At 71.6% G+C, this 25,036-nt stretch carries 26 protein-coding genes; 8 read left to right on the forward strand and 18 right to left on the reverse strand.

Annotation, left to right across the window (positions count from 1 at the left end; genetic code table 11):
* Nucleotides 1–16: 16 nt before the first annotated feature.
* The 5 genes from O3X23_RS09460 to O3X23_RS09480 all read left to right on the forward strand — a co-directional run bounded on the left by O3X23_RS09460 (nt 17) and on the right by O3X23_RS09480 (nt 4,053).
* Complete coding sequence (locus tag O3X23_RS09460) at nt 17–1,708, forward strand: phytoene desaturase family protein (protein ID WP_269270802.1); 1,692 nt, start codon at nt 17–19, stop codon at nt 1,706–1,708.
* Between the two features lie 117 nt (nt 1,709–1,825).
* Complete coding sequence (locus O3X23_RS09465) at nt 1,826–2,317, forward strand: SRPBCC family protein (protein WP_269270803.1); 492 nt, start codon at nt 1,826–1,828, stop codon at nt 2,315–2,317.
* Nucleotides 2,318–2,359: 42 nt separating this feature from the next.
* Nucleotides 2,360–2,911: a hypothetical protein gene (locus tag O3X23_RS09470; RefSeq protein ID WP_269270804.1), complete on the forward strand. Its 552-nt coding sequence runs from the start codon at nt 2,360–2,362 to the stop codon at nt 2,909–2,911.
* A gap of 43 nt (nt 2,912–2,954) precedes the next feature.
* Nucleotides 2,955–3,776 carry a methyltransferase domain-containing protein gene (locus tag O3X23_RS09475; protein ID WP_269270805.1) on the forward strand — a complete coding sequence of 274 codons (822 nt, stop codon included), beginning with the start codon at nt 2,955–2,957 and terminating at the stop codon, nt 3,774–3,776.
* Nucleotides 3,777–3,864: 88 nt separating this feature from the next.
* Complete coding sequence (locus O3X23_RS09480) at nt 3,865–4,053, forward strand: DUF4236 domain-containing protein (RefSeq protein ID WP_269270806.1); 189 nt, start codon at nt 3,865–3,867, stop codon at nt 4,051–4,053.
* 195 nt (nt 4,054–4,248) lie between these two features.
* On the opposite strand, the gene O3X23_RS09485 is transcribed toward O3X23_RS09480, so the two are convergent.
* The gene (locus O3X23_RS09485) at nt 4,249–4,980 is read right to left on the reverse strand and encodes a transglycosylase SLT domain-containing protein (RefSeq protein ID WP_269270807.1); all 732 of its coding nucleotides are present in this window, start codon (nt 4,978–4,980) and stop codon (nt 4,249–4,251) included.
* A gap of 460 nt (nt 4,981–5,440) precedes the next feature.
* Nucleotides 5,441–6,154, reverse strand: coding sequence for an SDR family NAD(P)-dependent oxidoreductase (locus O3X23_RS09490; RefSeq protein WP_269270808.1), 714 nt, complete (start codon nt 6,152–6,154; stop codon nt 5,441–5,443).
* Between the two features lie 102 nt (nt 6,155–6,256).
* Here O3X23_RS09490 and O3X23_RS09495 point away from each other — a divergent pair, with 102 nt between their 5' ends.
* Nucleotides 6,257–7,087, forward strand: a complete 831-nt coding sequence (locus tag O3X23_RS09495) for a helix-turn-helix transcriptional regulator (RefSeq protein ID WP_269270809.1) — start codon at nt 6,257–6,259, stop codon at nt 7,085–7,087.
* Nucleotides 7,088–7,118: 31 nt separating this feature from the next.
* On the opposite strand, the gene O3X23_RS09500 is transcribed toward O3X23_RS09495, so the two are convergent.
* The 3 genes from O3X23_RS09500 to O3X23_RS09510 all read right to left on the reverse strand — a co-directional run bounded on the left by O3X23_RS09500 (nt 7,119) and on the right by O3X23_RS09510 (nt 8,779).
* Entirely contained in the window at nt 7,119–7,571 is a 453-nt protein-coding gene (locus O3X23_RS09500; protein ID WP_269270810.1) for a hypothetical protein, read from the reverse strand.
* Between the two features lie 39 nt (nt 7,572–7,610).
* Nucleotides 7,611–7,847 (reverse strand): hypothetical protein, encoded by a 237-nt coding sequence (locus O3X23_RS09505; protein WP_269270811.1) that lies wholly within the window; start codon nt 7,845–7,847, stop codon nt 7,611–7,613.
* 152 nt (nt 7,848–7,999) lie between these two features.
* A complete protein-coding gene (locus O3X23_RS09510; RefSeq protein ID WP_269270812.1) occupies nt 8,000–8,779 on the reverse strand; it encodes an alpha/beta fold hydrolase in 780 nt (259 codons plus the stop codon).
* A 61-nt stretch (nt 8,780–8,840) separates the two neighbouring features.
* Between O3X23_RS09510 and O3X23_RS09515 the strand changes: the two genes are divergently transcribed.
* Both O3X23_RS09515 and lexA read left to right on the forward strand, forming a co-directional pair.
* Entirely contained in the window at nt 8,841–9,260 is a 420-nt protein-coding gene (locus tag O3X23_RS09515) for a MarR family winged helix-turn-helix transcriptional regulator (RefSeq protein WP_269270813.1), read from the forward strand.
* 177 nt (nt 9,261–9,437) lie between these two features.
* Nucleotides 9,438–10,115, forward strand: a complete 678-nt coding sequence (gene lexA / locus O3X23_RS09520; protein ID WP_269270814.1) for a transcriptional repressor LexA — start codon at nt 9,438–9,440, stop codon at nt 10,113–10,115.
* A 56-nt stretch (nt 10,116–10,171) separates the two neighbouring features.
* Here the strand turns inward: lexA and O3X23_RS09525 are convergent, their stop codons facing one another.
* The 13 genes from O3X23_RS09525 to O3X23_RS09585 form a co-directional block, all read right to left on the reverse strand.
* The gene (locus O3X23_RS09525) at nt 10,172–10,672 is read right to left on the reverse strand and encodes a hypothetical protein (RefSeq protein WP_269270815.1); all 501 of its coding nucleotides are present in this window, start codon (nt 10,670–10,672) and stop codon (nt 10,172–10,174) included.
* Nucleotides 10,673–10,870: 198 nt separating this feature from the next.
* Nucleotides 10,871–12,160, reverse strand: coding sequence for a YhgE/Pip domain-containing protein (locus O3X23_RS09530; protein WP_269270816.1), 1,290 nt, complete (start codon nt 12,158–12,160; stop codon nt 10,871–10,873).
* Between the two features lie 142 nt (nt 12,161–12,302).
* Entirely contained in the window at nt 12,303–14,012 is a 1,710-nt protein-coding gene (locus tag O3X23_RS09535; protein WP_269270817.1) for an AMP-binding protein, read from the reverse strand.
* Between the two features lie 2 nt (nt 14,013–14,014).
* Entirely contained in the window at nt 14,015–14,608 is a 594-nt protein-coding gene (locus O3X23_RS09540) for a methyltransferase family protein (protein WP_269270818.1), read from the reverse strand.
* A gap of 71 nt (nt 14,609–14,679) precedes the next feature.
* Nucleotides 14,680–17,001, reverse strand: a complete 2,322-nt coding sequence (locus O3X23_RS09545; RefSeq protein WP_269270819.1) for an MMPL family transporter — start codon at nt 16,999–17,001, stop codon at nt 14,680–14,682.
* Between the two features lie 100 nt (nt 17,002–17,101).
* Entirely contained in the window at nt 17,102–17,992 is an 891-nt protein-coding gene (locus tag O3X23_RS09550; RefSeq protein WP_269270820.1) for a 4'-phosphopantetheinyl transferase superfamily protein, read from the reverse strand.
* Complete coding sequence (locus O3X23_RS09555; RefSeq protein WP_269270821.1) at nt 17,989–18,621, reverse strand: ferritin-like domain-containing protein; 633 nt, start codon at nt 18,619–18,621, stop codon at nt 17,989–17,991. Before O3X23_RS09555 ends, O3X23_RS09550 begins: the two co-directional genes overlap by 4 nt.
* Nucleotides 18,618–19,721 carry an SDR family oxidoreductase gene (locus O3X23_RS09560; RefSeq protein WP_269270822.1) on the reverse strand — a complete coding sequence of 368 codons (1,104 nt, stop codon included), beginning with the start codon at nt 19,719–19,721 and terminating at the stop codon, nt 18,618–18,620. Before O3X23_RS09560 ends, O3X23_RS09555 begins: the two co-directional genes overlap by 4 nt.
* On the reverse strand, nt 19,718–20,668 hold the full coding sequence (locus O3X23_RS09565; RefSeq protein WP_269270823.1) for a hypothetical protein: 951 nt from the start codon (nt 20,666–20,668) through the stop codon (nt 19,718–19,720). Before O3X23_RS09565 ends, O3X23_RS09560 begins: the two co-directional genes overlap by 4 nt.
* Nucleotides 20,665–20,925 carry a hypothetical protein gene (locus O3X23_RS09570; RefSeq protein WP_269270824.1) on the reverse strand — a complete coding sequence of 87 codons (261 nt, stop codon included), beginning with the start codon at nt 20,923–20,925 and terminating at the stop codon, nt 20,665–20,667. Before O3X23_RS09570 ends, O3X23_RS09565 begins: the two co-directional genes overlap by 4 nt.
* Complete coding sequence (locus O3X23_RS09575) at nt 20,915–21,829, reverse strand: diiron oxygenase (RefSeq protein ID WP_269270825.1); 915 nt, start codon at nt 21,827–21,829, stop codon at nt 20,915–20,917. Before O3X23_RS09575 ends, O3X23_RS09570 begins: the two co-directional genes overlap by 11 nt.
* A 74-nt stretch (nt 21,830–21,903) precedes the next feature.
* Entirely contained in the window at nt 21,904–22,875 is a 972-nt protein-coding gene (locus O3X23_RS09580) for a 3-oxoacyl-[acyl-carrier-protein] synthase III C-terminal domain-containing protein (RefSeq protein WP_269270826.1), read from the reverse strand.
* Nucleotides 22,876–23,172: 297 nt separating this feature from the next.
* On the reverse strand, nt 23,173–24,651 hold the full coding sequence (locus tag O3X23_RS09585; protein ID WP_269270827.1) for a PucR family transcriptional regulator: 1,479 nt from the start codon (nt 24,649–24,651) through the stop codon (nt 23,173–23,175).
* Between the last annotated feature and the right edge of the window lie 385 nt (nt 24,652–25,036).

The following is a 25,036-nucleotide window of genomic DNA, read 5'->3' on the forward strand; positions in this document are numbered from 1 at the left end:
CGGCAAGGAGTGACGCATGGCTGAGGCGTTCGATGCGGTGGTGATCGGTGCGGGTCCCAACGGGCTGGTGGCCGCGAATGTCCTGGCCGACGCGGGATGGCACGTTCTGGTCCTGGAGGAGCAGCCGGTTCCCGGCGGGGCGGTGCGCAGCGACCGGGAGGTGCATCCGGACTACATCAGCGACGTTTTCAGTTCCTTCCACCCTCTGGCTGCGGCCTCACCCGCTGTCACCGCGCTCGAGCTGGACCGCTGGGGCCTGGCCTGGAGTCACGCACCGCAGGTCCTGGCCCATCCGCTCGCGGACGGGCGCTGCGCGGTGCTGGACCGGGACCGTTACCGCACCGCGAAGAGCCTGGAGTCGTTCGGGGCGGGCGACGGCGACGCATATCTGCGTCTGGTGGAGGTGTGGGACCGGTTGGGTCCCGATCTCCTCCGGTCCCTGTTCGCACCGTTTCCTCCGGTCCGCTCCGGACTCGCCCTCGCGGCCAGGATGCGTGCCGCCGGCGGCCTGCGGCTGCTGCGCATGCTGGCTCTGCCGGTGCGGCGCCTGGGCGAGGAGGAGTTCTCCGGGCAGGGCGGTCCGCTGCTGTTGGCGGGTTGCGCGCTGCACGCCGACTTCTTCCCCGAGTCCGCTGTCAGCGCCGGCTTCGGCTGGCTGATGGCGATGCTGGGCCAGCAGTTCGGCTGGCCGGTGCCGGTCGGTGGGGCGGGAGCGCTGACGGACGCGCTGGTGCGGCGGCTGGCGGACAAGGGCGGCGAAGTGCGGTGTTCGGCGCGCGTCCGCACCGTCCAGGTGCGTGACGGCCGCGCGGCGGGCGTCGTGACCGCGGACGGACAGCAGATCGGCGCTCTGCGCGCGGTACTGGCCGACGTTCCGGCGCCGACGCTGTACGGGGACCTGGTGAGCTGGGACATCCTGCCGACACGCATGCGGGACGACATGCGGCGCTTCCAGTGGGACCACGCCACGTTCAAGGTCGACTGGGCCCTGTCCGGCCCGATCCCCTGGACCGCGCCCGAGGCGGTCGGCGCGGGCACGGTGCACCTGGCGGAGAGCCTGGACCACTTGACGCGCTTCAGCGCGCAGCTGGCCACCGGGCAGATCCCCGATCGGCCCTTCGCCCTCCTCGGGCAGATGACCACCTCCGATGCCACGCGTTCTCCGAAGGGCACCGAGTCCGCCTGGGCCTACACCCACGTGCCGCAGAAGGTCCGCGGGGACGCGGGAGAGTCCGGCCTCTCCGGCCGATGGGACGCGGGAGAGCGGGAGACGATGGCCGACCGCCTGGAGGGCGAGGTCGAGCTGCTGGCCCCCGGCTTCCGCGACCGGATCACGGCCCGCCGCGTCCTGGCCCCACCGGACCTGCAGGAGCTCAACGCCAGCCTCGTCAACGGCGCTCTGAACGGCGGCACGGCAGCGCTGCACCAGCAGGCCGTGTTCCGTCCGTCTCCCGGCACCGGCCGCCCGGAGACGCCCATCACCGGCCTCTATCTCGCGTCGGCGTCCGCCCACCCGGGAGGCGGGGTCCACGGTGCCTGCGGCGCCAACGCCGCCCGCGCCGCACCGGCAGAGCCAGCATGCGCAGCAGCCGCAGGCCGCCGGCGGCACGCATCCTGGCCGCGAGGGCGAGTCCGGAGCGGACCGGAGGAAACGGTGCGAACAGGGACAACGCCGCCCGCGCCGCGCTGCGCTCGCAGAGTGCCCTGACACGGCACGTCCTGGCCCCGGGCCTCGCGGGAATGCAGCGCGCCCTGGCCGCGCCCCGAAAACTCCGCGGCCGATGACCGGCCCCGCTCCGGCCCCCCACAACGGAAAGGCACTTCGATGGCTGTCCGCCACGTCTTGATCAAACGACCTCCGCACGCCGTATGGTCGGTCCTCAGCGACGGAAGCACCTACGCGGACTGGGTCGTGGGCACGAGCACCACCCACGAGGCCGACGCGAACTGGCCGGCCGTGGGGTCGGCCATCACCTACACCGTCAAGCTCGGTCCGCTCGACCTCCACAACAGGACCGTCGTCCGGGTGAACGAGCTCGAAAGCCGCCTGGAACTGGAGGCGTACGCGGGCGTCCTGGGCACGGCGCGCATCGCCATCGAGATCCGCCCCTGGGGCGACGACTCGCTGGTCGTCGTCGACGAGCACCCCCTCCGGGGGCCCGGCGCCCGGCTGCACAACACGGTCGTGGACGCCGCGATCATGCTGCGCCACCGCAGCATGCTGGACCGGTTCGCGGAAGCCGTGGAACGGCTCACTCCCCCCGCACCCGATTCCACCCCCGCCACCGAAACGGCGCAGCCCACCCCCTCACCCTGAGCCCGCCCCCGGCACCGCCGCACGGCCACCTATGCTCACCCCATGAGCCGGCCGTTGCTGTTCCTCGACGTTGACGGGCCTCTGAATCCGTACGCGGCGCAGCCCGAGAGGCGCCCCGAGGGCTACACCACCCTCCGAGTCCCGCGGGATGGCGGCGCCGATGACTCGGCAGGTCTGCGATCCCGTAGGCGGCCGCTGCGGGTCTGGCTCAACCCCGGTCACGGGCGGGCGCTGCTGGGTCTCGGTTACGAGATCTGCTGGGCGACCACGTGGATGGGCGAGGCGAACCGGTGGATCGGACCGGTGGTGGGACTGCCCGAGCTTCCGTTCGTGGACTTCGGAGGCGCGCTGCTGCGGGAGCGTCCCGACGGGGTCCATTGGAAGTCCGATCCGCTGGTGGAGTACGCGGGCGGACGGCCGTTCGCCTGGGTGGACGATGAGCAGGGCGGGGCGGATCACGCGCACGTGGCGGCCCGGCACCGTGCGCCCGTGCTGCTCCATCACGTCAATCCGCGGATCGGGCTGCGGAGCGAGGACTTCACCGTCCTCGCGGCCTTCGCGGCATCCATCGATATGTCGACAACCGGTTCCTGAGCGGTTCCTTGGGGCGTCGCGGGGCGGCCTCTAGGATGGCGGCATGGCGGATTCTCGGCCGACTTCGGCGTTTCATGTGACCAACATCGGCGTCACGCCCACGGAACGGCTGATCGGTGCGCTGGACGCGCAGGCCGACAGCGAGGGTGTCCGCAGGCTTCGGCAGTGGGCCCACGCGGCGGTGGGCGCACGGCCCGGGGAGCGGGCCGTCGATATCGGCGCGGGCACCGGGTCGGAGACCCAGGTCCTCGCCGCGGCCGTCGGGCCGGCCGGCGACGCGGTCGGGGTCGAACCGCACGACGGGCTGCGGGAGGCCGCGGAACGGCGTGCGGCCGCGGCCGGCAGCACCGCCCGGTTCGTCGCGGGTGACGCGGTGACGCTGCCGCTCGACGATGCCGGCACCGATGTGGTCTGGTGCGAGCGCGTCTTCCAGCATCTCACCGAGCCCGCGAAGGCGGTCGGTGAGATCGTGCGCGTGCTGCGACCGGGCGGGCGCGTCGTGCTGCTCGACACCGACTGGGCGACTTCGCTCCTGTACCCGGGCGACCCCGACATCGTCGCCGCGCTGATGCGCCGCGCGCTGACGGCTTCCGCGAACCCCCAAGCCGGACGGCAACTCGTCGGTCTCCTGGCCACGGCGGGCCTGGAGACCACGGATGTCGGCTCGCAGGCACTGATCCAGAGCAACACCGAAGTCAACTGGCAGCTCATCCGCATGCTCGGCGAGTCCGCGCTGCGCGAGGAGCTGATCTCCGAGCAGCAGCGGGACACCCTGTACGCCGACCTCACCTCCGCCGCCGCCGAGGGCGCCCTCCACATGTCCGTGACCATGTTCGGAGTGGCCGCGCGCCTCCCCTCCTCGTAGCCGACCCGCCTCGAAAATCCTTGTCAGGATGCGGTAGGACGAGGCGACTTGGGGCAGACGACGCACATCACCGATCGAGGAGGCCCACATGCCCATCACTTTTCGCAAGTCGTTCCGGATCTTCCCCGGCGTCCGACTCAATGTGAACCGCAAGTCCCTCTCGTTGACCGTCGGTTCGAAGGGCGGTCATCGCACCTGGTCGACGACCGGCAGAAGGACCACTTCCACCAACCTGCCGGGCCCCTTCGGCTACCGCCACACCGACACCCGCGACTGAACGGCCCGCCGCCCGGCGGTGGGTACACGACGACGTCCGACCACGGCGGCGGGTGCCGTGGTCGGACGTCGGACGGTGCGGGGCGTCAGCAGTTCTTCACGTACCGGACGAGGGCGAAGTTGTACGACGGGACGCCGTAGGGTCGCCGATTGGCCCGGGACCCCGGCGAGCGCCGAAAGGTGCTGGTGGGGTGGATCAGTAGGCGGAGTCGACGTTGTCGATCGAGCCGTACCGGTGGGCCGCGTAGTTGGCAGCGGCGGTGATGTTGGCGACCGGGTCCGTGAGGCTGTTGGCGGTGCCCTTGACGTGGTAGGTGTCGAAGGTCGGCTGGATGACCTGGAGCAGACCCTTGGACGGGATGCCGTTGATCGCGTTGATGTCCCAGTCGTTGACGGCGTTCGGGTTGCCGCTGGACTCGCGAATGATGTTGCGGTGCAGGCCCTCGTAGCTACCGGGGATGCCCTTGCTCTTCATGATGGCCAGCGAGTGCCGGATCCACCCGTCCAGGTTGTTCGCGTACTTCGGGGCCGAAACGGCCACGGGCTTTCGCACCGTCGAGCGGTCCGCGGCCGGCTTGGCCGCGTGCTTCGCGGCGGCGGCCGGCTTGGCAGCCGGCTTCGCCTTCACGGGCGCCTTGGTGAGGTCGCGCGCGGAGTCCTTCGCGGCCGTGGCGGGCTTGCCGACGTAGGCCGGGTAGGTCTTGGGGGCCACGCGCTCGGTGAGCCCCTGGACCTTGGTGCCGGACTTGCCGGCGGCGGAGACCTTCGCGACGCTGTCGGACGGCAGCGCGGAGGTGCTCTGGCCTGTGGTGCCTGCGAGGGCCAGGGCCGTGGTGGCACCGGCGGCGGCCAGCGCGACGGCGGAGACCTGGAGGCGCTTGGTGGGGCGGAAGGTGCGAAGGGCGGAGAGCTGAGTGCGTGCGGACATGCGGGATGTACCTCTTCCGGACGGGATCAGGGGGACGGCCGGCCTTGGCGGCGGCGTGCGGAGCAGGGGGCGGGCTCGTTCTCGCTGATGTGTCGAGAGGCCGTGGCGCTCCGGGTCGTGCTTACTCGAACCATGGTTAACGCGGGCCATCGACGATGGCAAAGACCTCGTCTACTACGCGTCTTAGTAAGAGAAGTCGAAGGGCACCGCATTACGCCGTGCATGGCCTGAGTAATCCAGGCAAAAGCGTCCACTAAGCACCTTCGGACGTGACGTAGGTCCTGTGCCGGGGCTCACGCGATTCGGTCTTTTCAGACATAAAAAGGGTTCGCCCACGAAAGGTATGGAACCGCACAACCAGCTCGTTCCGCTCCTTTTCGCCACGCTCGCACGACCCTGCGTGACGACTACGGGCACCGACGTGACCGTCGGCGCCCGCATGCTCACATCCCGTCCCTGCTCACCAGGGCAGGACGCCCTCCGCGTCGAAATATCCCCCGGTCGGGCCGTCGGAGCCCACCTGCGCCATACGCACGATGATCTCGGCACCCTGCTCGACGCTTTGAATTCCGGTGTTCGCATTCAGGTCGGTCTCCGTGAAACCGGGCTCCACGGCGTTGATCCGCATGTTCGGGAACGCCTTCGCGTACTGCACCGTGACCATGTTGACCGCGGCCTTCGACGCCGGATAGGCCACGCCCGGGTAGGCGTGCGTCGGCGTTCCCACGGCGGTGACCCGGGAAAGCGAGGCCAGACCACTGCTGACATTGACCACGACCGGGGCGGCGGAACGCCGCAGCAGCGGCAGAAACGCGTGGAGGACACGCACCGTGCCAAAAACGTTGGTCTCGAATGTCTTCCGCATCACGTCGGCGGTCAGTTCCGCGGCGTCGATCACGACGACGCCGTCGTCCCGCATCTCCGCCTGGATGCCGGCGTTGTTGATCAGTACGTCCAGCCCTCCGTCGGCCTCGACGGTCTTCACCGCGGCCCGCACGGACGCGTCGTCGGTGATGTCGAGCTGGATCCCGCGCGCGCCGAGCCGCTCGGCGGCCCGCTGTCCCCGGGCGGCGTCCCGGCTTCCGAGGTAGACGGTGTGTCCCGCGGCGATGAGCCGGCGGGCGGTCTCGTGACCGAGACCCTTGTTCGCTCCGGTGATCAGTGTTGTCGTCATGCCTCCACGCTGCGGCACCGTGGTCCGGGTCAGCCAGGGCCCGGATCTTCCTGGGACCGCCAGTACCAGGAAGATCCCGGCCGCCCGGTGCACAGTGGTGTCATGGCGACCACGGAGTTCGGGCACACGGTGCGGCGCTGGCGCGATCGGGTCCGCCCGGAGGCGGCGGGGCTGCCGGACGGTGGCCGTCGGCGCACGACCGGCCTGCGCCGCGAGGAGCTCGCCCTGCTGGCCGGGATCTCCGTCGACTACGTCACCCGCCTCGAACAGGGCCGGGCGACCAACCCCTCGGAACAGGTCGTCGAGGCGTTGGGCCGGGCGCTGCGCCTGTCCGCCGACGAGCGCGAGCACCTGTTCCACGCCGCCGGACTGGTGCCGCCGGGGCAGGGCACGGTGCCCGCCCACATCGCGCCGAGCGTCCAGCGGATGCTCGACCGCCTGAGCGGGACGCCGGTCGCGGTCTCCGACGCCGCCTGGACCCTGCTGCTGGCCAACCCGCTGTACGTGGCGCTGATGGGCGAGCACCACGGCAACGAGCGCAACGCTGTGTGGCGCACCTTCCTCGGCTCGCCCGGTAACGTCCGTCACACCCCGCAGTCCCAGCGCGCGCATGAGATCGCGCAGGTCACCGCGTTGCGTGCGACCGCGAGCAAGTATCCGGCGGACCTGCGGGTACAGCGGCTGATCAAGGAGCTGCGGGCGGGCAGCGAACGGTTCTCCGAACTGTGGGACGGCGGAGCCGTCGGTCGCGTCGAGGGCGGCCACAAGACGATCGACCACCCGCTGGTGGGCGTGGTGACGCTCGACTGCGACATCCTCAACGTCGCGGGCAGCGACTTGCGCATCATGGTCTACACCGCCGAGCCCGGCACCCCCGACGCCGAACGCCTCGCACTCCTCTCCGTACTCGGCACCCAGACACTCACCGGATAGCGGCGCCGCCGACCGGGGGCGGCGCGCGGTGTCAGAAGCGGATGTCCGGGGCCTGGAGCACGATGCGCAGGAGTTCGTCGGCGCGGTCGGCTTCGGTCTCGTGGCGGAGCCAGACGTTCTGCCGGGCGTCGGCGGCCGGATCCTCGCTGACCGTCACCCAGAGCAGCAGGCCCCACAGCACCTTCGGGGCGTGCCCGGCCATCTGGGCGCCGAGCCCGACCGGCACGGCGACGCCGATGCGGGGCGGCGGGACGCCGTCGAAGTCGGGCACGGCGAAATCCGAGGCGTCGTGGCCGGCGAGGACCAGAGGCGCTCCGATGACCTGGAGCCAGTGGACCTCGATGCCCTCGGCGACGCGGTCGAGCGCGACCGACAGCCAGGCCCGCACCGTGGCCTCCGGGTCGGGGAGCCAGCTGAGCGGGCCGTCGGGGTCGGTGGCGCGGCGCAGGTCGTTCTGCGGGGGCCCGAAATTCTCGTTCTCCACGGGCCCTTCGAGCTCGTTGCCGTCGCGATCCACCCGCCATCAGCGGCGGACCGACTCCGGCGGCGCCCAGGTCTCCGAGGAGTACTCCCCCGCGACCTCGTAGATCCATCGGCTCTCGTCGTCGTCACCGCCGGGCAGCGGACGGTCCTGCGGCCCGGCCTGCCGTCGCGTCGTGGTGGGCTGCGCGTCCGGCGACATCGACCGGGGACGCGCGTCCTGCGGCGTCCGCGGCGGCGGTGCGTCCGTCGGTGGTGCGTCCGTCGGTGGTGCGTCCATCGGCGGTGCGTCCGCAGGCCGTCTCCTGCGCCCGAAGATCCCCATGCCCCGTCCTCCCCCTCGCCCGGTGCGGCTGTGCCACATCCTTCCCCGAGTCGAGGGCGGTCAGCCGGGAAACCGGCGTTTCCGGCGACCTCGTTTGCAGGCTCCCCTTACCTGCCCGACGCGAGGTAGTCGTCGATCAGGGCGAGCGTGGCCGCGGACTGCTCGATCTGCGGCAGGTGGCCCGCCTCCGGGATGACCCGCAGTCGTCCGTTGCCCAGCGCCGCGGCGTACGCCGCGCCATAGGCGGGGGTGACGATGCGGTCGCTCTCTCCCCACAGCACGAGGGTGGGGACGTCGACGCGCCCCAGGCGGCGGAGGAGCTTGGGGTCGTGCATATAGGGGTCTCCCGCGAGTTCCCGCATCGCGGCCTGGTTGGCTTCCCGGAGGGCGAGCTGCTCAGTGGGTATGTCCGCGGGGTCGACGTAGAAGCGGGCCGAGTCGTGCCAGGCGTACTCGGCCAGGCCGGCGGCGTCGAGGGCGAAGAAGTCGGTGATCGGCTCGGTCTCGACGTGCACGCCGACCGCGTCGATCAGGACGAGTCCGGTGATGAGTCCCGCGGTGTCCCGTACCGCCATCTCGGCGGCCGCCCAGCCGCCGAGCGAGGAGCCGATGACGAGCACGTCGCGCAGTTCGAGGTCCTGGAGGCAGTGCAGGTAGGCGAGCGCGAGGTCGTCGATACCGGTCAGCCACGTGGGGCGGGGAGCGCCGTTCCAGCCGGGATGGGTCGGTGTGATCGTGTGCAGGGTCCGGGAGAGCTCTCCGGCGAGGCCGGCGACGGTGGCCGGGCCTCCGCCGCCGTGCAGGATCAGGCAGGGCCGGCCGGAGCCGGCTTCGGTCAGGGTGAGGGACAGGTCCGAGTACACGTCAACCGTGCGGTTCGTAGGCATGCCGAGACCTTAACTAAAGATGTTTATATAAACAAGCTTGGCCATGGACTAGGCTGGCTGCATGCCCGATGAACTGCAGGTCCTCGGCAGAGCGGTGAAGCAGGCCCAGTACAAGCAGCACCGGGCGCTCGAAAGCCGCCTCGCCTCCGCCGGAACCACCCTCGCCCAGTGGGACGCCCTGCGGGCCATCGACCGCACGCCCGGAGCGCCGGCCCGCGCACTGGCCGCGGCGACATTCCAGAGCGAGCAGGCGTTCGGGACGCTCGCCGGCCGGCTGGCCGCCCTCGGACTGATCGAGCGCCGGCCGGGCCACGGCCGACGCATCGAGCACTACCTCACCCCCGCCGGCGAGGAGACCCTGGCCGCGGGGCATCGGATCGCCGACGAAGTCCTCACCGCGTGCTTCGCCGCCCTGTCCCCCACCGACCGCTCCACCCTGCTCGAACTGCTCGGCCGCATCGACAACGACCCGGGCGCGTAACCGCGGCCGTCCACTGACGCGGTCACGGGGTACCGCGCATGTCGTCCGGCCCGCGGGAGGAGCCCATCCAGTCGATCAAGGCATGAGCCTTATTCGAAAAGTCGTTCCCTTACCCGGTCTGTCCGGGTTACTGTGCTTCTCTCACCATGATCGCCAGCGAGGGAGGGCGCGCGGAGCATGGACAGCCGCAAGACAGCAGGACGCCCCGGCCGACCGCCGGGTGCGCCGGGCAACTACGACGGGCTCACCAGCCGGCAGGCCGATATCGTCGCCACCATCCGGGACTTCATCGCCAGCACCGGCTACCCGCCGTCGATGCGGGAGATCGGCCTGGCCGTTGGCCTGTCCAGTACGTCCTCGGTCGCCCATCAGTTGATGGTGCTGGAGCGCAAGGGCGCCCTGCGCAGAGACCCCCACACACCGCGCGCCTATGTGCTGCCGGAGGACCCGGGCATCGCGCGGTCGGCCGGCCGCAAGGCGACCACGTCCGTGCCGCTCATCGGCAGGATCGCGGCCGGCATACCGATCACCGCCCAGGAGGACATCCAGGACGTGCTCGAACTGCCGCGGCTCCTGGTCGGCGAGGGGGAACTGTTCGCGCTGGAGGTCGTCGGCGACTCCATGATCGACGCGGCCATCGTCACCGGGGACTGGGTCACCGTCCGCCGGCAGAGCTCGGCCGCCCACGGCGACATCGTCGCCGCGATGATCGAAGGAGAAGCCACCGTCAAACGGTTCAAGCGCGACGCGACCGGACACGCGTGGCTCCACCCCCACAACGACGCCTACTCCCCCATCGCCGGGGACGACGCGACGATCCTCGGCCGTGTGGTGGCCGTGATGCGCCGCATGTAGCCCCCGCGGGGGCAGGGCCGGTCCCGCGTCGCCGGACGGCGCCCGGCGGGCCCTCGTCACGTGCCGTCGGCGCGGGCCTCATAGGCGGTGATCATGTCCTGAACGGCGGCCGGGCCAGGCGCGATACCGACCCAGGCACCGGCGTCGGTCCACATCTGGAGCGGATCGGCGCCGATGGTGTCGCTGGTACCGCTGACGATGACGTACGGCCCGTAGCGCTCGACCGTGTCGGGTTCGATCTCGCGTACCGGGGCCCGCGACAGCACCTCGATGGCTTCCACCCGCAGACGCAGCACACCGTCGGCAGTCCCCCCGGGCAGCATCAGCACGCCCTCGACCCGCAGCAGGTCGCCCTCCTCCAGCTCTTCCAGGGCCGTCCTGACGAGGGCGGGATCCGTCACCAGGCACGGGAGGAGCATCTCGTCCGCCGCGTGGTCGGTGGGCGAATGGATCAGACGGAACGCCGCCGTCACCCCGTCGGCGTCGCCGGGCGCCGGGACGGGGATCTCTTCGATGTAGCCGTCGAGCACCAGGGCGACGGGCTCCAGCGCGCCCATCAGCGGGCGGTGCCGTCGGCGGCGACCGGGGTCGGGGTCGTCATGGTGTCTCCGATGGATCAGTGGCCCGGTCTGGGTCGACGTCAGGCAGTGCGCGAGTACGAGGCCATCAGCCCCCAGTATCTCAGCGAAGCCGGCGTACCTCCGCCAGCCCTGCGCCGCGCAGCCGTTGGCGGCGGTCGTCGGCAGGGCGAACCGTCATACGTGTTCGGGAACGATGCGGTGCAGGCCCTTGCGGTCGTAGTAGCCGGTCATGGCGAAGCCGAAGGCCAGGGCGGCCAGCGTGCCGACCGCGATCATGACCCAGGCACGGGTGAGGCCGGCGTCCGCCTGGGCGCCGAAGTACATGATCGCCCGCACGCCGTCGGCGAGTTGCCGCATCGGTTCGAACTCGGACAGCACGCGGTAGAAGCCGGGCAGCGCCTGCAGCGGAATGGTCGCACCCGAGGACGGCAGGGCCAGCGCGATGAAGACGAACATGCTGATCAGCTGCCCGATTCCGCCGAAGGCCGCCAGCAGGGCCTGCACCCCGAGCCCCACCGCGGCGGTCGCGCAGAACGAGAAGACCCACAGCAACGGCAGATGCGACGCGTCCATCCCGAGGATCGCCACCGTCGCCAGCATGATCAGACTGGACGTCAGCGCGGAGAGCCCCAGCGACATGACGCAGGTGACGATGAACGTCCGGGTCCGGGTGATCGGCACGGTGGGCCGCTGGGTGCGCACGGGGCCCAGCTCGCTGGCCGCGTAACCGAGCGCGACGTCGACGCCGTTGCTGATCACGCTCGCCCCGAGGAAGCCGGACAGGACCAGCAGCAGGGTGTAGTAGAAGGCGGTCAGACCCAGGCCGCTGTGCGACCCGATCGCGTGCCCGACCGACACCTTGACCGCCACCGGGTCCTGCAGCAGCAGCCGTTCGGCGTTGGTCATCGCACCGCCCCCGGGGCGCGGACGCTGGACGAGTGACGCGCCGAGCTGCGCCGACGCACCGTGCGCCGCCTGCTGGGAGATGGAGCTCGCCAGCGACGAGGCCAGGCTGCCCGCCCCCGGATTGGTCAGCACGGACATCGTCGGGCGGGCCGGCTGCCGCCCGGTCGGGGCGCCCAGTGCGCCGACGGCCGCGGTGAAGCCGTCCGGTACCTCGAGGACGCCGTACAGCTTGCCGGAGGCGAGTCCGTGCCGGGCGGCCGCCGCGTCGAGCTGCCGCCAGGACGCCTGCTGCTGCGACGCGGCGCTCGCCGCGATGCCGTCGGTGACCTGCTCTCCCAGGTTCGTCCGCTGCCCCGCCACCACGGCGCCCTTGTCGGCGTTGACCAGGCCGATGGGCATGTGCCGCAGATTCCCGCCAGGGTTGAGGATGCCACCCATGTAGACCAGCGAGAGGAGCAGGGCGACCAGCCCGATGATGGTCGCGGGGAAGGCCCAGATCTTGGGGTTCCCCACCACCTGCCACACGGTCGCGCCGGTGGTGCGCTGGTTCGCTGGCATCGCTCTCCATCGGTAGCCCTGGTGCCGCCCGAGGGGAGAGTATCCGTTTTAGGGTGCTTTGCTGCGCTTTCGCGGTCCGGTGGCAAGGATTCCGTGGCGGCGAGCCGCGAAGGCCGTCCCAGCCGGGCGCGGTGGCGTGCCGTCACAGCCTGGTGGTCACCGCCTCGAGGCCGCCCTCCTGGAGCAGCTGCCACATGTGGCGGCGGCGCAGCTTGCCGCTGGTGGTGCGCTTGAGCAGGCCGCGGCGGCCGGCGACGAGGGTGAGGGCGGGCTCGGGACCGAGTTCGGCACGCAGCAGGTCCGTCACCTTCTCCGTCCAGGGTCCGGGGGCCGCTTCCACGAAGACGGCGACACCGGCCCGGCCGCGGTCGTTCAGGGCCACCACCGCCGCACGGTCCCGGTCCAGCCCGATCACGGCGGCGACCTTCGCGTCGAGGTCGTCGACGTAGACGCTCCGCCCGCGCAGCTTCAGGCTGTCGCCCATCCGGCCCAGGACGAAGAGCTGGCCGTCGTGCAGGAAACCGGCGTCCCCGGTGCGCAGTTCACCCCCGACGAAGCGGGTGGAATCGGGACCGCCCTCGCGGCCCGCGTGATAGCCCGCCGCCACCGAGTCGCCCGACACCGCGATCTCCCCCAGGTGGCAGGCCGGAACAGGGGCGCCGTCCTCGTCCAGGATGCGGACGGCGACCCCGTCCCCGGCCTGGGGGAAGCCATGGCCGACGAGCCAGCCGGAGCCCGCTTCGACGGGCCGGTCGCCCAACCGGGCGGTGTCCTCGACGGTCACCTCCCGGCCGATCCGCAGCGCGGCCCAGTCGGGGCGCAGGATCACCAGCGGCGCGGCGGCGCCCGACACCGCGAGGGTGTTCTCCGCCAGGCCGTAGGAGGGCACATACGCGTCCGGGGAGAACCCGGCCGGCGCGGCGAACCGGGCGAACGCGGAGAGCGCCGCGGGGTCGACCGCCTCCGCGCCGACGCAGACGCTGCGCCACCCGGACAGGTCCAGTTCGTCCAGCCGTCGCGGCCGCACCCGCCGGGCCGCGTAGGCGAACGCGAACGACGGAGCCGCCGAGTGCGCCGCGCGGCCGGGCGCGAAGCAGTCCAGCCAGCGCGCCGGGTCGCGGATGAACTGCTCCGGGCGCATCAGCCACAGGTCGCTCTGCGAGGCGACCGGGAAGAGGCAGCAGCCGATCAGGCCCATGTCGTGGTGGAGCGGCAGCCAGGACGCGAATCCGTCGCCGTCCCGCCACCCGATCAGGCGGCTCTGCAGAACCCGGTTCGCCGCGAGGTTCCGCCAGGAGACCTGGACCCCGCGGGGTCGGCCCGTGGAGCCCGAGGTGAACTGCAGCAGGGCGACGGCCTCCGGGGGCGGAGCCACCGGTCGGGCGCCGTCAGGCACCGACCCCTCGGGTTCGGAGGGCCCGTCCGTGATCTCCTGGGGCGTCCAGGGACGGCCGGGAAGCCCGGCCCGGGTCATCGCGCGGGCCGCCAGCGCGTCGAACTCCCCGCTCGCGACCAGCAGGGCGGGTGCGGCCTGCTCCAGGATGGCGGCGATGTGCTCGACGTACGCGTCATCGGTCTGGAACGCGGGCGGCGGCAGCGGGGAGATCGTCGCGCCGGCCGCCCAGGCCCCGAACAGCGCGGCCAGACAGGGCAGCCCGGTGGGCATCAGCAGGCAGACGACGTCGCCGGGGCGGACTCCGGCCGCCCGCATCGCGGCGCCGGCCCGGTGGGCGGCGGCCGCCAGCTCCGGATAGGGGACGTACGTCCAGCCGCCCGAGTCGTCGGCCAGGCGCACGCCCCGCCCGGGGTGGGGGTCGGTCAGCCAGGCGGTGAGCGGTGGAAGGTCCCGCACGGTCAGCTCCCGACCTTGCTGGTCTCCGCCGGCGCCGCCCGGCCGGGACGGGGTACGAAGCGTCCCGTCCTGTCGACGTACGCCCGGTACTCCGCTCCGAACTCCGATCCGCTCAACCGGCGTTCCTCCTGCGCGGCCGTGGTGTTGAGCGCGGCGAACCCGTAGCAGACCAGAGCCAGTGTGACCGGGTGCGGGAAGAGCGCCGCTCCGCTGAGGAACGCCAGGAGGAAGGCCGCGTAGAACGGGTGGCGGATCAGTCCGTAGGCACCGTGGGTGACGATGTGGCGCGGGTCGTCGTTCTCCTGGTGCCACAGCGCGACGGGGATCCGGTGCGTGCCCAGGGTCAGGAAGATCAGGGCGATGGAGACGGCGTTCAGTGCCACCGCCACCAGATTCAGCCCCGTGCGCCAGGAGTCGGGGACGATCGGCTCCCAGTCCAGGGCCGTGGCCACGGCGATGAACAGCGGACTGAGGCCGAAGGGCAGGGCCGTCAGCCACCACTTCGCGTTGAGGCGGCCGTCGGACCGGAAGAAGACTCTGGGGAGCGCTCCGATGACGGTGAAGTTCAGCAGGAGGAAGAGTGCGGGCTTGTCCACTGGATCAGGGTCCTTTCGCATACGGCACGGGGAGGGGCGTGGGGAGGCACGCGGCGGCGGAGGCGTCGGGCTCACCGCCGACGCGAGGACTCCGAGGGCTCGGAGCGTTCGGAGGCCCTGTCGGACGAGGGGGCCGGGCGGCGACCCGGCAGCCACCAGTTCCAGCGGCCCATCAGCCGCATGGCGGCCGGCACCACGATGAGCCGGATGACGGTGGCGTCCAGGACGATGGCCAGCGCGAGGCCGAGGCCGAGTTGCTGGATCGGCATGATGCCGGTCAGTGCGAAGGCGCCGAACACCGCGACCATCAGCAGCGCGGCTCCGGAGATCAACGGTGCGGTGCGGGCCATCCCGGCGGCCACGGCGGATGTGTTGTCCGCACCGGAGTCGTGCTCCTCGCGGATCCGGCGGAGCAGGAAGACCTCGTAGTCGGTGCTGAGGCTGAACAGGATCGCCAGCAGCAGGATCGGGACGAAGTTCTGCAGGTGGTCGGAGCGCTCGAAGCCGAAGAGGGCGGAGCCCAGGCCGCGTTGGAAGACCAGGACCAGCACTCCGTAGGTCGCGCCGAGCGACAGTAGGTTGATCGCGATGGCCTTCACCGGCAGCAGCAGGGAGCGGAAGGTGACGAGCAGCATCAGGTAGAGGACCGCCAGCATCACGGCGACCACCTCCGGCAGGGCGTCCCCGATCGCGGTGTTGGCGTCGGCGCCCTCGGCGGTCTCACCGCCCACCACCGCGTGCAGGCCAGGGGTGCTGATCCCGGCCGCGACCGTGCGGACGGAATCCAGCAGCGCCCGGGACCGGTCGGACGAGGCGTAGTCGTCCCCGATGACCTCCAGCACGATCGTGCGGCGGTCGGCGGAGACGTAGTGGTCGACGGTGCGGCGGGCGTCCGCGGGGAGCCGCGGGAACACGGCCGGATCCAGCCCCGCCAGCGGCCGGTCGGGACTGACGGCGCGCAGCACGTCCAGCGGGGAGCGGACCGCGGTGACGTGGGGCAGCCGGGCCAGCTGCTGCTGCAGGCCGGCGACCTCCCTGGCGCCGGGTGACACGGACAGCTCCGACCGCGAGGTGACGACGACCTGGTGGGGTGAGGCCGTGCCCGGCCCGAACTGCTCGCGCACGGTGTCGAACCCCTGGCGCACGGGGGACGAGGTGGGCGCGATGCGCGCGTCGGGGGTGAAGGTGTGCAGGTCGAGCGAGGGGGCGGCCAGGGCGAGCAGGGCGGCGCTCGCCAACGTCAGGAACAGCACGGGCCGGCGCATGATCTGCCGCGCCAGCCTCCCCCAGCGGTCTCCCCGCTCCGCCGCCGCCCGGCGTCGTCCGCCCGGCGCCCGGCGCCCGCCCGGCAGGCGTCCCCACAGGATGCGGTCACCGACCAGGTGGAGGACGACGGGCAGGACCACGACGCTCGCCAGGGTGGCGAAGGCGACCACGACGACGATGCCCAGCGCGATGGAGCGTATGACGTTGAGGTCCACGAGGAAGAGGCTGGACATGGCCAGGACGACGATCAGCCCGGAGAAGAGCACGGTTCTCCCGCTGGTGCGCAGGGCTGTCGCCAGCGCCGTGGTGCGATCGTGTCCCGCGGTCAACTCGTCGACGTAGCGGGAGATGATGAAGAGCGAGTAATCGACGCTGACCCCCAGCCCGATCATGGTCGCCGCGTTCTGGACGAAGATCGACAGCTCGATGTGCGCGGCCAGGACGGACATCACCCCGAAGGTGAGGACGATCGCGGTCACCGAGACCACGAACGACACCACGGCGGCGACCACTCCGCGGTAGAGCAGCAGCAGGATGAGCAGCACCAGCGGGAAAGTGATCAGCTCGGCCTTCTGCAGGCCTTCCGCGCTCAGCTTGTTGATCTCGCCCCAGAACGTGCCGGCGCTGACCATCGACACCCGTAACCCCTCGGGCGCGTAGCGGTCGTCGATCTCCCGCTGCACCTCGGGCAGGACGCGACGGGCCGTCCCGTCGTCCAGCGCCGACCCGACCGTGGTGACGGCCGTCCGGCGGTCCTTGCCCACGAACTCCTTCCGGGCGTCGCCGGACACGGTGATCCAGCCGTAACCGCCGGTCGCCTCCAGCCGCTTGTCGCCGGTGACCTCACCCATGACCCGGCTCATCCGCCGGTCGAACTCCGCGCTGCCGGCGAGGTTGCGCTCGTCCGTCACGACCAGCGTGAGGTTGCTGGCGCCCCGGTCGGCGAAGCCCGTCCGCATCGACTGCACCGCCCGCAGCGAGTCCGATCCGGGGACGTACCAGCCGCCGCCGCTCAGCCGGTCGGCCAGCGGCAGGGCCGCGACCGCGGCCGCGACGAGCGCCACCAGCCACACGGCCAGCAGGGGTCCGCGGAACCGGTGCAGGGCTTGGCTCAGACGCTGCGACATTGCGCGCTCCGATGGGTCGGGGACAGGGAGGGTTCGGACAGTGGGAAGGGCCGGCGGGGGCGGCGTGCGGGCCGGCCGGATGCTGGTGCGGTGCTCCGTGTCAGGGCCGCGCGCCCACCAGCCCGGCGAGTTGCCCCAGGGTGGTCACCTCCCGCAGGTCGGCCTGGGTGAACAGCGCGTCGAACTCCTCCTGCAGGTCGACGGCCATCTCGACGAGGAGGAAGCTGTCGGCGGCGAGGTCCCGCAGCTGCGTTTCGGGGGTCAGGGTGTCGACGGGAATCGAGAGCGTCGCGCTGATGCGGTGGGCGACGTCGTCGAAGGTGACGGAGGGCACGGTTGCGGTCCTTACGGGTGCGGTCGGTGAGCGGTGGGCGGAGGCGGCCACGGCCAGCCGGGCGTCGCCGAACCGGGCGGCGGCGTAGCGGAAGGCGGTGCCCTGCGGCGGGCGGCGCCGGGCGGTGCCGGAGTCGGCCGCCGGGTCGTCGGTGGTGTAGTCGCGAAGGACGGTGTGCCGGTTGTCGGGATCGGCCTTGTACAGCGCCTCCTTGACCGTCCACAGCCGTACGTGTTCTGCCGCGCGGGCGCTCTCGGGGACGGTGCCGAGCCAGGAGCGCTCCCGTTCGTCGAGGAAGAAGCGCGCGGTCTCCGCGCGCGCCCCGCGGACGGTTTCGAGATCGACACCGATGCCCGCCACGCTGTCGTCGGGGACCGCCAGGCCCGCGGCGACGGCCGCTCCCCCGACGTGGGAGAGCGACAGCCGGCGGTGCGGAAAGTCGTAGCCGGTCGTGTCGGTGGGCAGCCCCAGAACCCCCAGCAGCGTCCGCAGGGCATGGCGCGCGATCAGCCACTGCTCCCGCTGCACCCGGCTGGTGAGCGCCACGAAGCGCGCTCCCTCCCGCCGGGTCAGCGACGTGGGGTCCAGCGGTCGCCGGGTCCATACGGCGAGCACCGTCGTCCCGCCCCGGGCCGGGGGCGCCACCGGGCCGGTCATGGTGCGTCCCCGTCCCCGTCGCCGGGCGGCTGCCGCGGGGCCCGGATCTGGAGGGTCGGGTCCTCCAGGGACGGGTCGGGGCCGCCGAGGAACGTGATGCGCTCCCCGTACTCCGCGAGGGTCTTCGCGTAGACCTCCTCGTCGGCCGCGGTGAAGCGGGCCAGGGTGGCGTCGATGTACTCCTGGCCGTACCGGCCCGCCATCTCCTCCAGGGCCTCCTTGACGTACTTCACGTGCCAGCGCTCGTCCTCCATGATCGTCTCGATGGTCCGCCGGACCCGCGGATGGGTGTCCCCGGCCCGGAGGTGGCGGTGGTACTGGGCGATGACCCGCTTCTCGAAGACCTGGGTGACCGCCATGACCTCCATGAGGTTGGCGGGCAGCCCGACGGCCTCCAGGTACTGGTCCTGGTAGCCGCCGGACAGCTTCACCGCCTGCTGGCCGAGGTCCTCGATGCAACGGGTCCAGTACTTCGCGTGGTTGGCCTCGTCGGCGAAGTGATGGGTCACGTTCGCCTGCAGCGGGCTGCCGCGCAGGGTGCGGGCGACCCTGCCGAAGAACAGGGCGCCGTTGATCTCGGACGAGCGGTAGTAGCTCAGCAGCCACAGGTCGTTCTCGGACAGGGTCACGATGTCTCCTCGGGCCGGCGGCCCCACTTCGAGGCGACCAGCCGGGTGCAGACGGCTTCGGTCAGCGCGTGGGGATCAGGGGCCGCGTAGCCGGGCCAGGCCGCGCGCAGCGCTTCGTTGCGGAACGTCTTCGGCAGGTAGAGCTGAGCGGCGAAGGGCGACACGGACGCGAGCGACTGGTGCAGCGGCCCGGCGCTCAGCCCGGTGGCGGCCTGCAGCAGGTCGTCGAAGCTCTCCCGGTCGCAGGGGACCGGCCGGAGCAGGCCGCGCCGCCGGAATCCCGCGTCGCGGGCGAAGACGGTGAAGGCGGTGTCGACGAGTTCGCCGAGCGCCGGCGTCCGCTCCGGGCCGGGGCAGACGTGGTAGACGCCGTCGGCCACCGCGGGGTCGAGCAGGCGGGTGACCGCCGAGACGGTGAAGGCGGCCGTCGCGAGGGAGAGCGGCGTCCTCTCGTCCCCCGGGAGCAGCGACAGCAGCCCGTAGTGGAAGAGCTTGAGCGTGTTGTGGAAGACGTTGTACTGCGTCACCCGCCCGCTGTCGTCGTCGGCGATGATCGTGGGCAGCCTCAGGACGGAGACCGGCAACCGGTCCGCCGCGTCCAGGAGGTGTTCCTCGGCCGCCCACTTCGACCACTCGTAGTGGTTGACGAAGCCGGTGGGCACCGACGGCTCCTCCGCGATGTCGCCCTGCCGGCTGCCGGCGGCGTAGAGCGTGGACAGCAGCGCGAAGCGCCGCAGGTGAGCACAGCGGTCGGCGAAGTCCCGCAGCCGGACGGTGCCGGCCACGTTGACGGCGTCGGCGAGGTCGCGCTCGACGTTGAAGCGGGTGACGGCCGCCGCGTGGACGATGCGGGTCACCACACCCGGATCGACGTCGGCCAGCAGGTCGTCGTGGCGGACGTCGACCGCCACACACCGGGTCCGTCCCACGGCGTCCGGGCCCAGCTCCCGGGCCAGCCGCTGCTGCTTGTCGGCGAGTTCGGCCGCGGAGGCGGCGCGGACGGCCAGGATCAGTTCGTCGTCCCCGTCGTCGAGCAGGGCGGCGGCGAGCCGGCGGCCCAGGTAGCCGTCCGCGCCGGTGATGACGGTGGTTCCCCTCACTCCGTGCCTCCCCGCAGCTTCGCCAGGACCGTTGTCGCCGCGTCCTCCAGGCAGGGCCAGGAAGCCGGGTCGGGGCCGTGGCGGTCGGTGAGGGCGAACAGCCAGCGTTCGAGGCCGAAGGCCACGCAGCAGCTGTCGGCGGGCCGGCCCTCGCGGCTCAGGCCGAAGCCGGCCCCGAAGTGGTCGTGGTGCCGGTTGACCGAGGCGATGGCCAGGTCACCGCCGTACGTCGCCTCGTGCTTCACCGGCTGGAGCCGCTGCAGCAGGTGGCGCGGATTGGCCTCGGGCCGGAAGAAGGGGTCGGTCGCGGCGAGCCACTCCACGTCCAGGTCGATCTGCGCGAAGAACAGGTCGAGGGCCGAGCGGGCCCGGCCGAGGAAGTCGACCGTCTCGGCGGTGGTGCCGAGGCAGACGATCTCGCGCATCGTGAAACTGCTGAGCCGGCGCAGCGGCACATGGTGCGTCTCCTGGCGGAAGCAGGTGTTCCGGGTCGTCAGGAACAGCGCCCGGTCGAGAGCTTCACCCTGGTGGGCGCTGTAGAGGTGGTAGCAGGCCGCCGGGGTCAGGACCTCGGTGACCGGCGCGAGCCCGGTCAGTTCGACCCGCCCGTCCCCGTCCGTGACCGGACCGTCGAGGAAGGCGTCGATGTTCTGCTCCTCCGGGTTCAGCCGGGCCACGAACGTCGCCTGGTGCGGGAAGGAGCGCAGGTAGCCGACGTCCTCCAGCCGCTGGGCGGGCAGGGACGCGGGATGCCGCTCCTCCTCCGCGTCCCAGAGGGAGGCCAGCCGCGTGAAAGCGCGGTCGCAGTCCTCGAAGAGCCGCAGCAGCGGGCCGCGCAGGGCCGCCTGTCCGGACGGCTGCCAGGACAGACCGACGCCGCGCAGGGCGGCGAGCCGGTCGGTGGTGGGCCGGTCGCTGGCGGCTGTGCTCGTGGTCGCGCGGGTCACGGCTTCACCTCCGCCCCGCCGAACCGGTCCACCATCGTGCGGATGTCGCGGAAGTCCCCGGGCCGCAGGTCCTCCACGTCGATCGGTGAGGCGCGCAGCCGTTCCAGGAGCAGCAGCAGTTCCGGCAGGTGCACGGACCGGAGGTGCCGCTCCTCGAACAGGGGCGTCCGGTCCGTGAGGTCCGCGGCGGACAGATCGGGGGCCTTGGTGAGGACCCACGCCCGGATCCGGTCCCGGATCTCCTGGTCAGAAGGCATCGGCCGGCTCCTTGTCGAGAATCCCCGCCGCGATGAGGAAGGTCACGACCTTCGTCGACACGTCACGGCGGTGGGCGCGCTGCGCCGGTGCGGACCAGACCTGTTCGGCGACCTCCCAGGGGTCGTCGAGGCCCGCGTCGGCGTAGACGTCGGGGTTGTAGTACTCGCGCCAGCTGGCGACGAAGAACTGCTCCAGCTCGCGGCGCAGGTCCTCCACCGTCTCGGCTCCCCAGGACGGGACGCAGGCCTTCCACAGCGCGGTCACCAGTTGGCGGCCGAACACCAGGTGCCGCGACTCCTCGACGTGGTGGTTGTCGTTGATGAACCGCGCCACCGGATGCAGCCGGGCGTCCCGGGCCTGGATCCAGTTGTAGCGGTCGACGATCTCTTCGAAGATCATGGTCTTGGCGAAGAAGAGGAAGTCCTCGACGCTCTGCGAACGGGCCTCCGGCAGCGCGAACTGGCGGCTCCGGTACACCTTCGCGTACCGGGTGCAGAAGCCGCCGAAGTAGACGCTGTGCTTGTTCTCCTCGTCGAGGAAGTGGTGCAGGTACTCCGAGACGTCCAGCAGGTCCTTGCGGTACAGCCGCTGCGCCAGGCCCTGCATCAGGCCCTTCTCGCCGTGGATGTTGAGACTGTAGAAGTTGACGGCCTCATGGAAGGCCAGCTTCCGCCTGGCGGGCTCGTCCAGGGCCTCCCACAGCGGGGTGCCGTACAGGCTCACGTACTCGGGGGAGCTGAACCACTCCTCCTCGGGCAGGACCTCCGCCGGCCACTGCCGCAAGGTGACGTAGGGGTTCTGGTAGGAGCGCTTCGACAGGTGGCTGAGCCTGCTCACCGTGTCACCGAGCGAGGCGATCGCCTCGGCGAGCCGGGGCTTCGGGGTCTTCTCTGTACTGCTCAAACGATCCTCATCAGTTGTGCCTGGTCGTCGGGCGGGTGTGCCGGTGACCGGCCGTGCGGGCGGAACCGCCCGGTTCACCGTGCGAAGGAATCGGTGGCCTGGAGGATGACGCACTGCCAGTTCAGGCCGAAGCCGGCCATCACGAGGGCGACGTACTGACCGGACCGCACCTGACCGGAGGCGATCAGCTCCGCGAGGTTGATGATGTTGTCGGCGGAGATGACGTGGCCCACGTCCCGCATCGACGAGAAGAAGACCTTCCCGGCGTCCACCCCCAGCAGGCGGGCCAGGATCTGCCACGCCTTGTCATTGGTGTTCTGCGTGACGACCCAGTCGAGGTCCGCGGCCGCCAGGCCGGCCCGGGTCAGCGTCTCGCGCACCAGCCGGTGCGTGTAGGCGAAGTACATGCCGACCGTCTCGTCGTCATCCGCCTGCCCGAGGCCGCCGTTGGTGATCTGGTGCGCGGTCACCAGCCGGAACGCGGCGGGCTCGCGGCTGACGACACAGGCCGCCGCACCGTCGGAGATCAGGTTGTAGGCCTGTTCGTACCGTGCCCCGTCCGGGAAGCGGTCGGCGGTGACGCACAGCACGCGCTCCCAGCCCTCCTCGGCCTGGAGCATCGCCCCGGCCAGCCGCAGGGATCCCAGCATCGCCGTGCACGCCTGCTGGTTGAGTCCGATGACGACGGCCTTGTCCAGCCCGAAGTCGGCCTGCAGCCGGCCGGCGGGAAAGTCCATGAGGTGCTTGACGTCCCGGCTGCGTTCCCAGGCGGCGGGGTCCCCGGCGTTGCCGTTGCCGGGCAGGCACGTCGCGTAGACGATCGCGTCCACCTCGCCCAGCCGGCCGGAGTCGGCGAGCTGCGTGGTGACGTTCCTGGCCAGGTCGTAGGCGCCGGTGGTGGGCTCGCAGACGTGGTGCCAGCGGAACCCCGCCGACTCCAGGTCCCGCGCCGAGGACATCAGGCCCCCCGCGGCACCCGTCTCGCTGACATGTGCTTTGCGTTCGCCCAGTGCGTGGACGAACGAGTCGACGAATACGTCTGTCACAACATCTCTCCCAGCGGGAAGTCGGGGACCATGGCCGTGCCGCGGTCCGTACCGCCTGCCGCGTTGCAGACGGGACCGTCGGCCCGAGAGGGTCAACCGCTCTTCTGGAAGCCGGTCCATGAACCGGTGGTGAAGCCGGCCACGTGTGCGTGTTCCCCCACCTCCAGGGTTCCCCGCGGCGACGCCGGAGTCGATGGCCGCCTGCTGCGGATTGTCGCGACCCGACTGTGCGCCGCGCACAACACGGCAGGTCGGAGGGTTCCGCGCAGCGCAGGGCGCCGGGACGGGTCGGGAAGGTCAGGGGCAGCGCACGGCCACGAGGGCCATGCGGCAGGCCAGTTGGTGCCGGTCGTCGTCGAGCATGCTGCCGGTGAGGGACTCGACACGGCGCAACCGGTTGAGCACGGTGTTGCGGTGGCAGTGCAACTCGTCGGCGGCCCGGGCGGCCGAGCAGCCGCCACGGAACCAGGCGTCCAGGGTCGCGAGCAGCAGGTCCCGCTCCTCCCGGGGGCAGTCGAGCAGCCGCCCGAAGGTGTGGCGGGCCAGCCGTTGGGCGACGTGCGGGCTGGTCACCACGAGGGCTTCCAGCAGGTGGTCGTCGAAGGCCGCGACTCCTCGCGCGGCGGCGGGCAGCGTCTGCAGGGCGGTCTCGGCGCAGTGGTACGCGGTGGCGATGTCGGCGAGGCTGTCGACCTCGCACGAGATCCCCACCCGCCGGGCCATCCCGTCCGAGAGCGTTTCGACGAGCCGTCGCAGCGAGGTGGCGCCCAGTTCCAGCAGTCCGATGTGCCGGTCGGCGCGCCGACGCCAGAGGGCCGTCACCGCATGGGAGGGCAGGGCATGGCGCAGCGCCCGGGGCGTCCCGCTCCCCGGGCCGTCGTGCTCCCCGCTGCCCGTTGTCCCGTCGGCCATGGCGATCACGACGAACCGGCCGCGCGCCGGAAGACCGAGCGTCACCTGTGCCTCGGCCGCCACCAGCGGCTCGACGCCCCGCCCCTCGATCAGCGCGTCGATGACCGTCTCGCGGTGTTCGGTGCTGCGGCGCCGGTGGTCGACCTCCGCCAGGCGGTGCCCGTCGACGAATGCCTGCGAATAGCTGTCGAGCGCGTGCCACACGGGCCCGCTCTCGTCCAGGAGGCGTTGCAGCACCTCCGGGGAGAGCGCCCGGGCCGCGTCGAACAGCTTCTCCCAGAGGAGTTGGGTGGCCAGCCGGTGGACCTGCAGCAGGGATTCGACGGACACGCCCTCCTGTGCGCGGTAGCCTCCCCACGCCCTGGGCACGGCCAGCGGGTCGCTGCCGGTGGGCGGCCTGCCCGCGAGGATCCGCAGGAACCCGAGGACGTTCTCGTGCAGAGAACGGCGTATGTCGGACCCCGGTACGAACTCCAGGTATCCCACTTCCCTGCCCACGGTCAGATCCATGAGCTCGTCGACGAGGTACGGGAGCTGCCGCAGCAGACCCTCGGCGAGGCCGTGCACCACGGGGGTGCGGTCGGTGCCGCCCTCGTTCGGCGAAGGGGGCCGCCGGTGGCCGCCGGCCCCGGGAGCGCCCCGGCCGGGTGCGGGATCCGCGTCGACCGCGGGGTGGGCGCGTCCGGGTAACTCCCCCGGCCGGTCGTCACGTGCTCTGCCGGGGAGTCCTGCCAGGATGCGGGGCTGGGATGCGGCGGACGGCTCGGGCACGGGCGTGTCCGGTGACCCGGGACGTGTCCGGTTTCCCATCGACTGCTTCTCCATCGGCTGCCTCTTCACGGACGCGGTACCTCTGGTGGACATCGGCGATGGTCCTTCCGATCGTTCGGCTGACGGCGGCGACACCTTCGCGCACACGCCACGGACGACTGCCGGGCCCGGTCGGGTGGGGGCCGGACGCGCCCGCCGGGACCGAACCGCCATGTCCGCGGACGGCAACCGGGATCACCGGGCCGCTGACCGCCCCGCGGGCAACGCGACGGGGGAAACCTGCCCGTGCGGCATCCGGCCGGGCGGGTCCCGCCCACGGACGCCCGAGCAGTCTCGCAGCATGTTTATCACCCTCTGGAACAATCAAGTTACCGAACGGTACCGAATCAAGCCGTGCCGGAGCGGGGCCACCGGCCGTCGCGGATGCGGCGGACCATAAGAGTTCCTAAAGCCGACCTCATGTTCCTGTGAAGGTTCT

This window comes from Streptomyces sp. H39-S7, assembly GCF_027158205.1.
Lineage (GTDB): Bacteria > Actinomycetota > Actinomycetes > Streptomycetales > Streptomycetaceae > Actinacidiphila.

What these genes read in the sequence shown, in the direction of transcription:
- O3X23_RS09460 (WP_269270802.1), top strand. Translation starts at nt 17, where the DNA reads ATGGCTGAGGCGTTCGATGCGGTGGTGATCGGTGCGGGTCCCAACGGG.
- O3X23_RS09465 (WP_269270803.1), top strand. Translation starts at nt 1,826, where the DNA reads ATGGCTGTCCGCCACGTCTTGATCAAACGACCTCCGCACGCCGTATGG.
- O3X23_RS09470 (WP_269270804.1), top strand. Translation starts at nt 2,360, where the DNA reads ATGAGCCGGCCGTTGCTGTTCCTCGACGTTGACGGGCCTCTGAATCCG.
- O3X23_RS09475 (WP_269270805.1), top strand. Translation starts at nt 2,955, where the DNA reads ATGGCGGATTCTCGGCCGACTTCGGCGTTTCATGTGACCAACATCGGC.
- O3X23_RS09480 (WP_269270806.1), top strand. Translation starts at nt 3,865, where the DNA reads ATGCCCATCACTTTTCGCAAGTCGTTCCGGATCTTCCCCGGCGTCCGA.
- O3X23_RS09485 (WP_269270807.1), bottom strand. Translation starts at nt 4,980, where the DNA reads ATGTCCGCACGCACTCAGCTCTCCGCCCTTCGCACCTTCCGCCCCACC.
- O3X23_RS09490 (WP_269270808.1), bottom strand. Translation starts at nt 6,154, where the DNA reads ATGACGACAACACTGATCACCGGAGCGAACAAGGGTCTCGGTCACGAG.
- O3X23_RS09495 (WP_269270809.1), top strand. Translation starts at nt 6,257, where the DNA reads ATGGCGACCACGGAGTTCGGGCACACGGTGCGGCGCTGGCGCGATCGG.
- O3X23_RS09505 (WP_269270811.1), bottom strand. Translation starts at nt 7,847, where the DNA reads ATGGACGCACCACCGACGGACGCACCACCGACGGACGCACCGCCGCCG.
- O3X23_RS09510 (WP_269270812.1), bottom strand. Translation starts at nt 8,779, where the DNA reads ATGCCTACGAACCGCACGGTTGACGTGTACTCGGACCTGTCCCTCACC.
- O3X23_RS09515 (WP_269270813.1), top strand. Translation starts at nt 8,841, where the DNA reads ATGCCCGATGAACTGCAGGTCCTCGGCAGAGCGGTGAAGCAGGCCCAG.
- lexA (WP_269270814.1), top strand. Translation starts at nt 9,438, where the DNA reads ATGGACAGCCGCAAGACAGCAGGACGCCCCGGCCGACCGCCGGGTGCG.
- O3X23_RS09525 (WP_269270815.1), bottom strand. Translation starts at nt 10,672, where the DNA reads ATGGGCGCGCTGGAGCCCGTCGCCCTGGTGCTCGACGGCTACATCGAA.
- O3X23_RS09530 (WP_269270816.1), bottom strand. Translation starts at nt 12,160, where the DNA reads ATGCCAGCGAACCAGCGCACCACCGGCGCGACCGTGTGGCAGGTGGTG.
- O3X23_RS09545 (WP_269270819.1), bottom strand. Translation starts at nt 17,001, where the DNA reads ATGTCGCAGCGTCTGAGCCAAGCCCTGCACCGGTTCCGCGGACCCCTG.
- O3X23_RS09550 (WP_269270820.1), bottom strand. Translation starts at nt 17,992, where the DNA reads ATGACCGGCCCGGTGGCGCCCCCGGCCCGGGGCGGGACGACGGTGCTC.
- O3X23_RS09570 (WP_269270824.1), bottom strand. Translation starts at nt 20,925, where the DNA reads ATGCCTTCTGACCAGGAGATCCGGGACCGGATCCGGGCGTGGGTCCTC.
- O3X23_RS09585 (WP_269270827.1), bottom strand. Translation starts at nt 24,651, where the DNA reads ATGTCCACCAGAGGTACCGCGTCCGTGAAGAGGCAGCCGATGGAGAAG.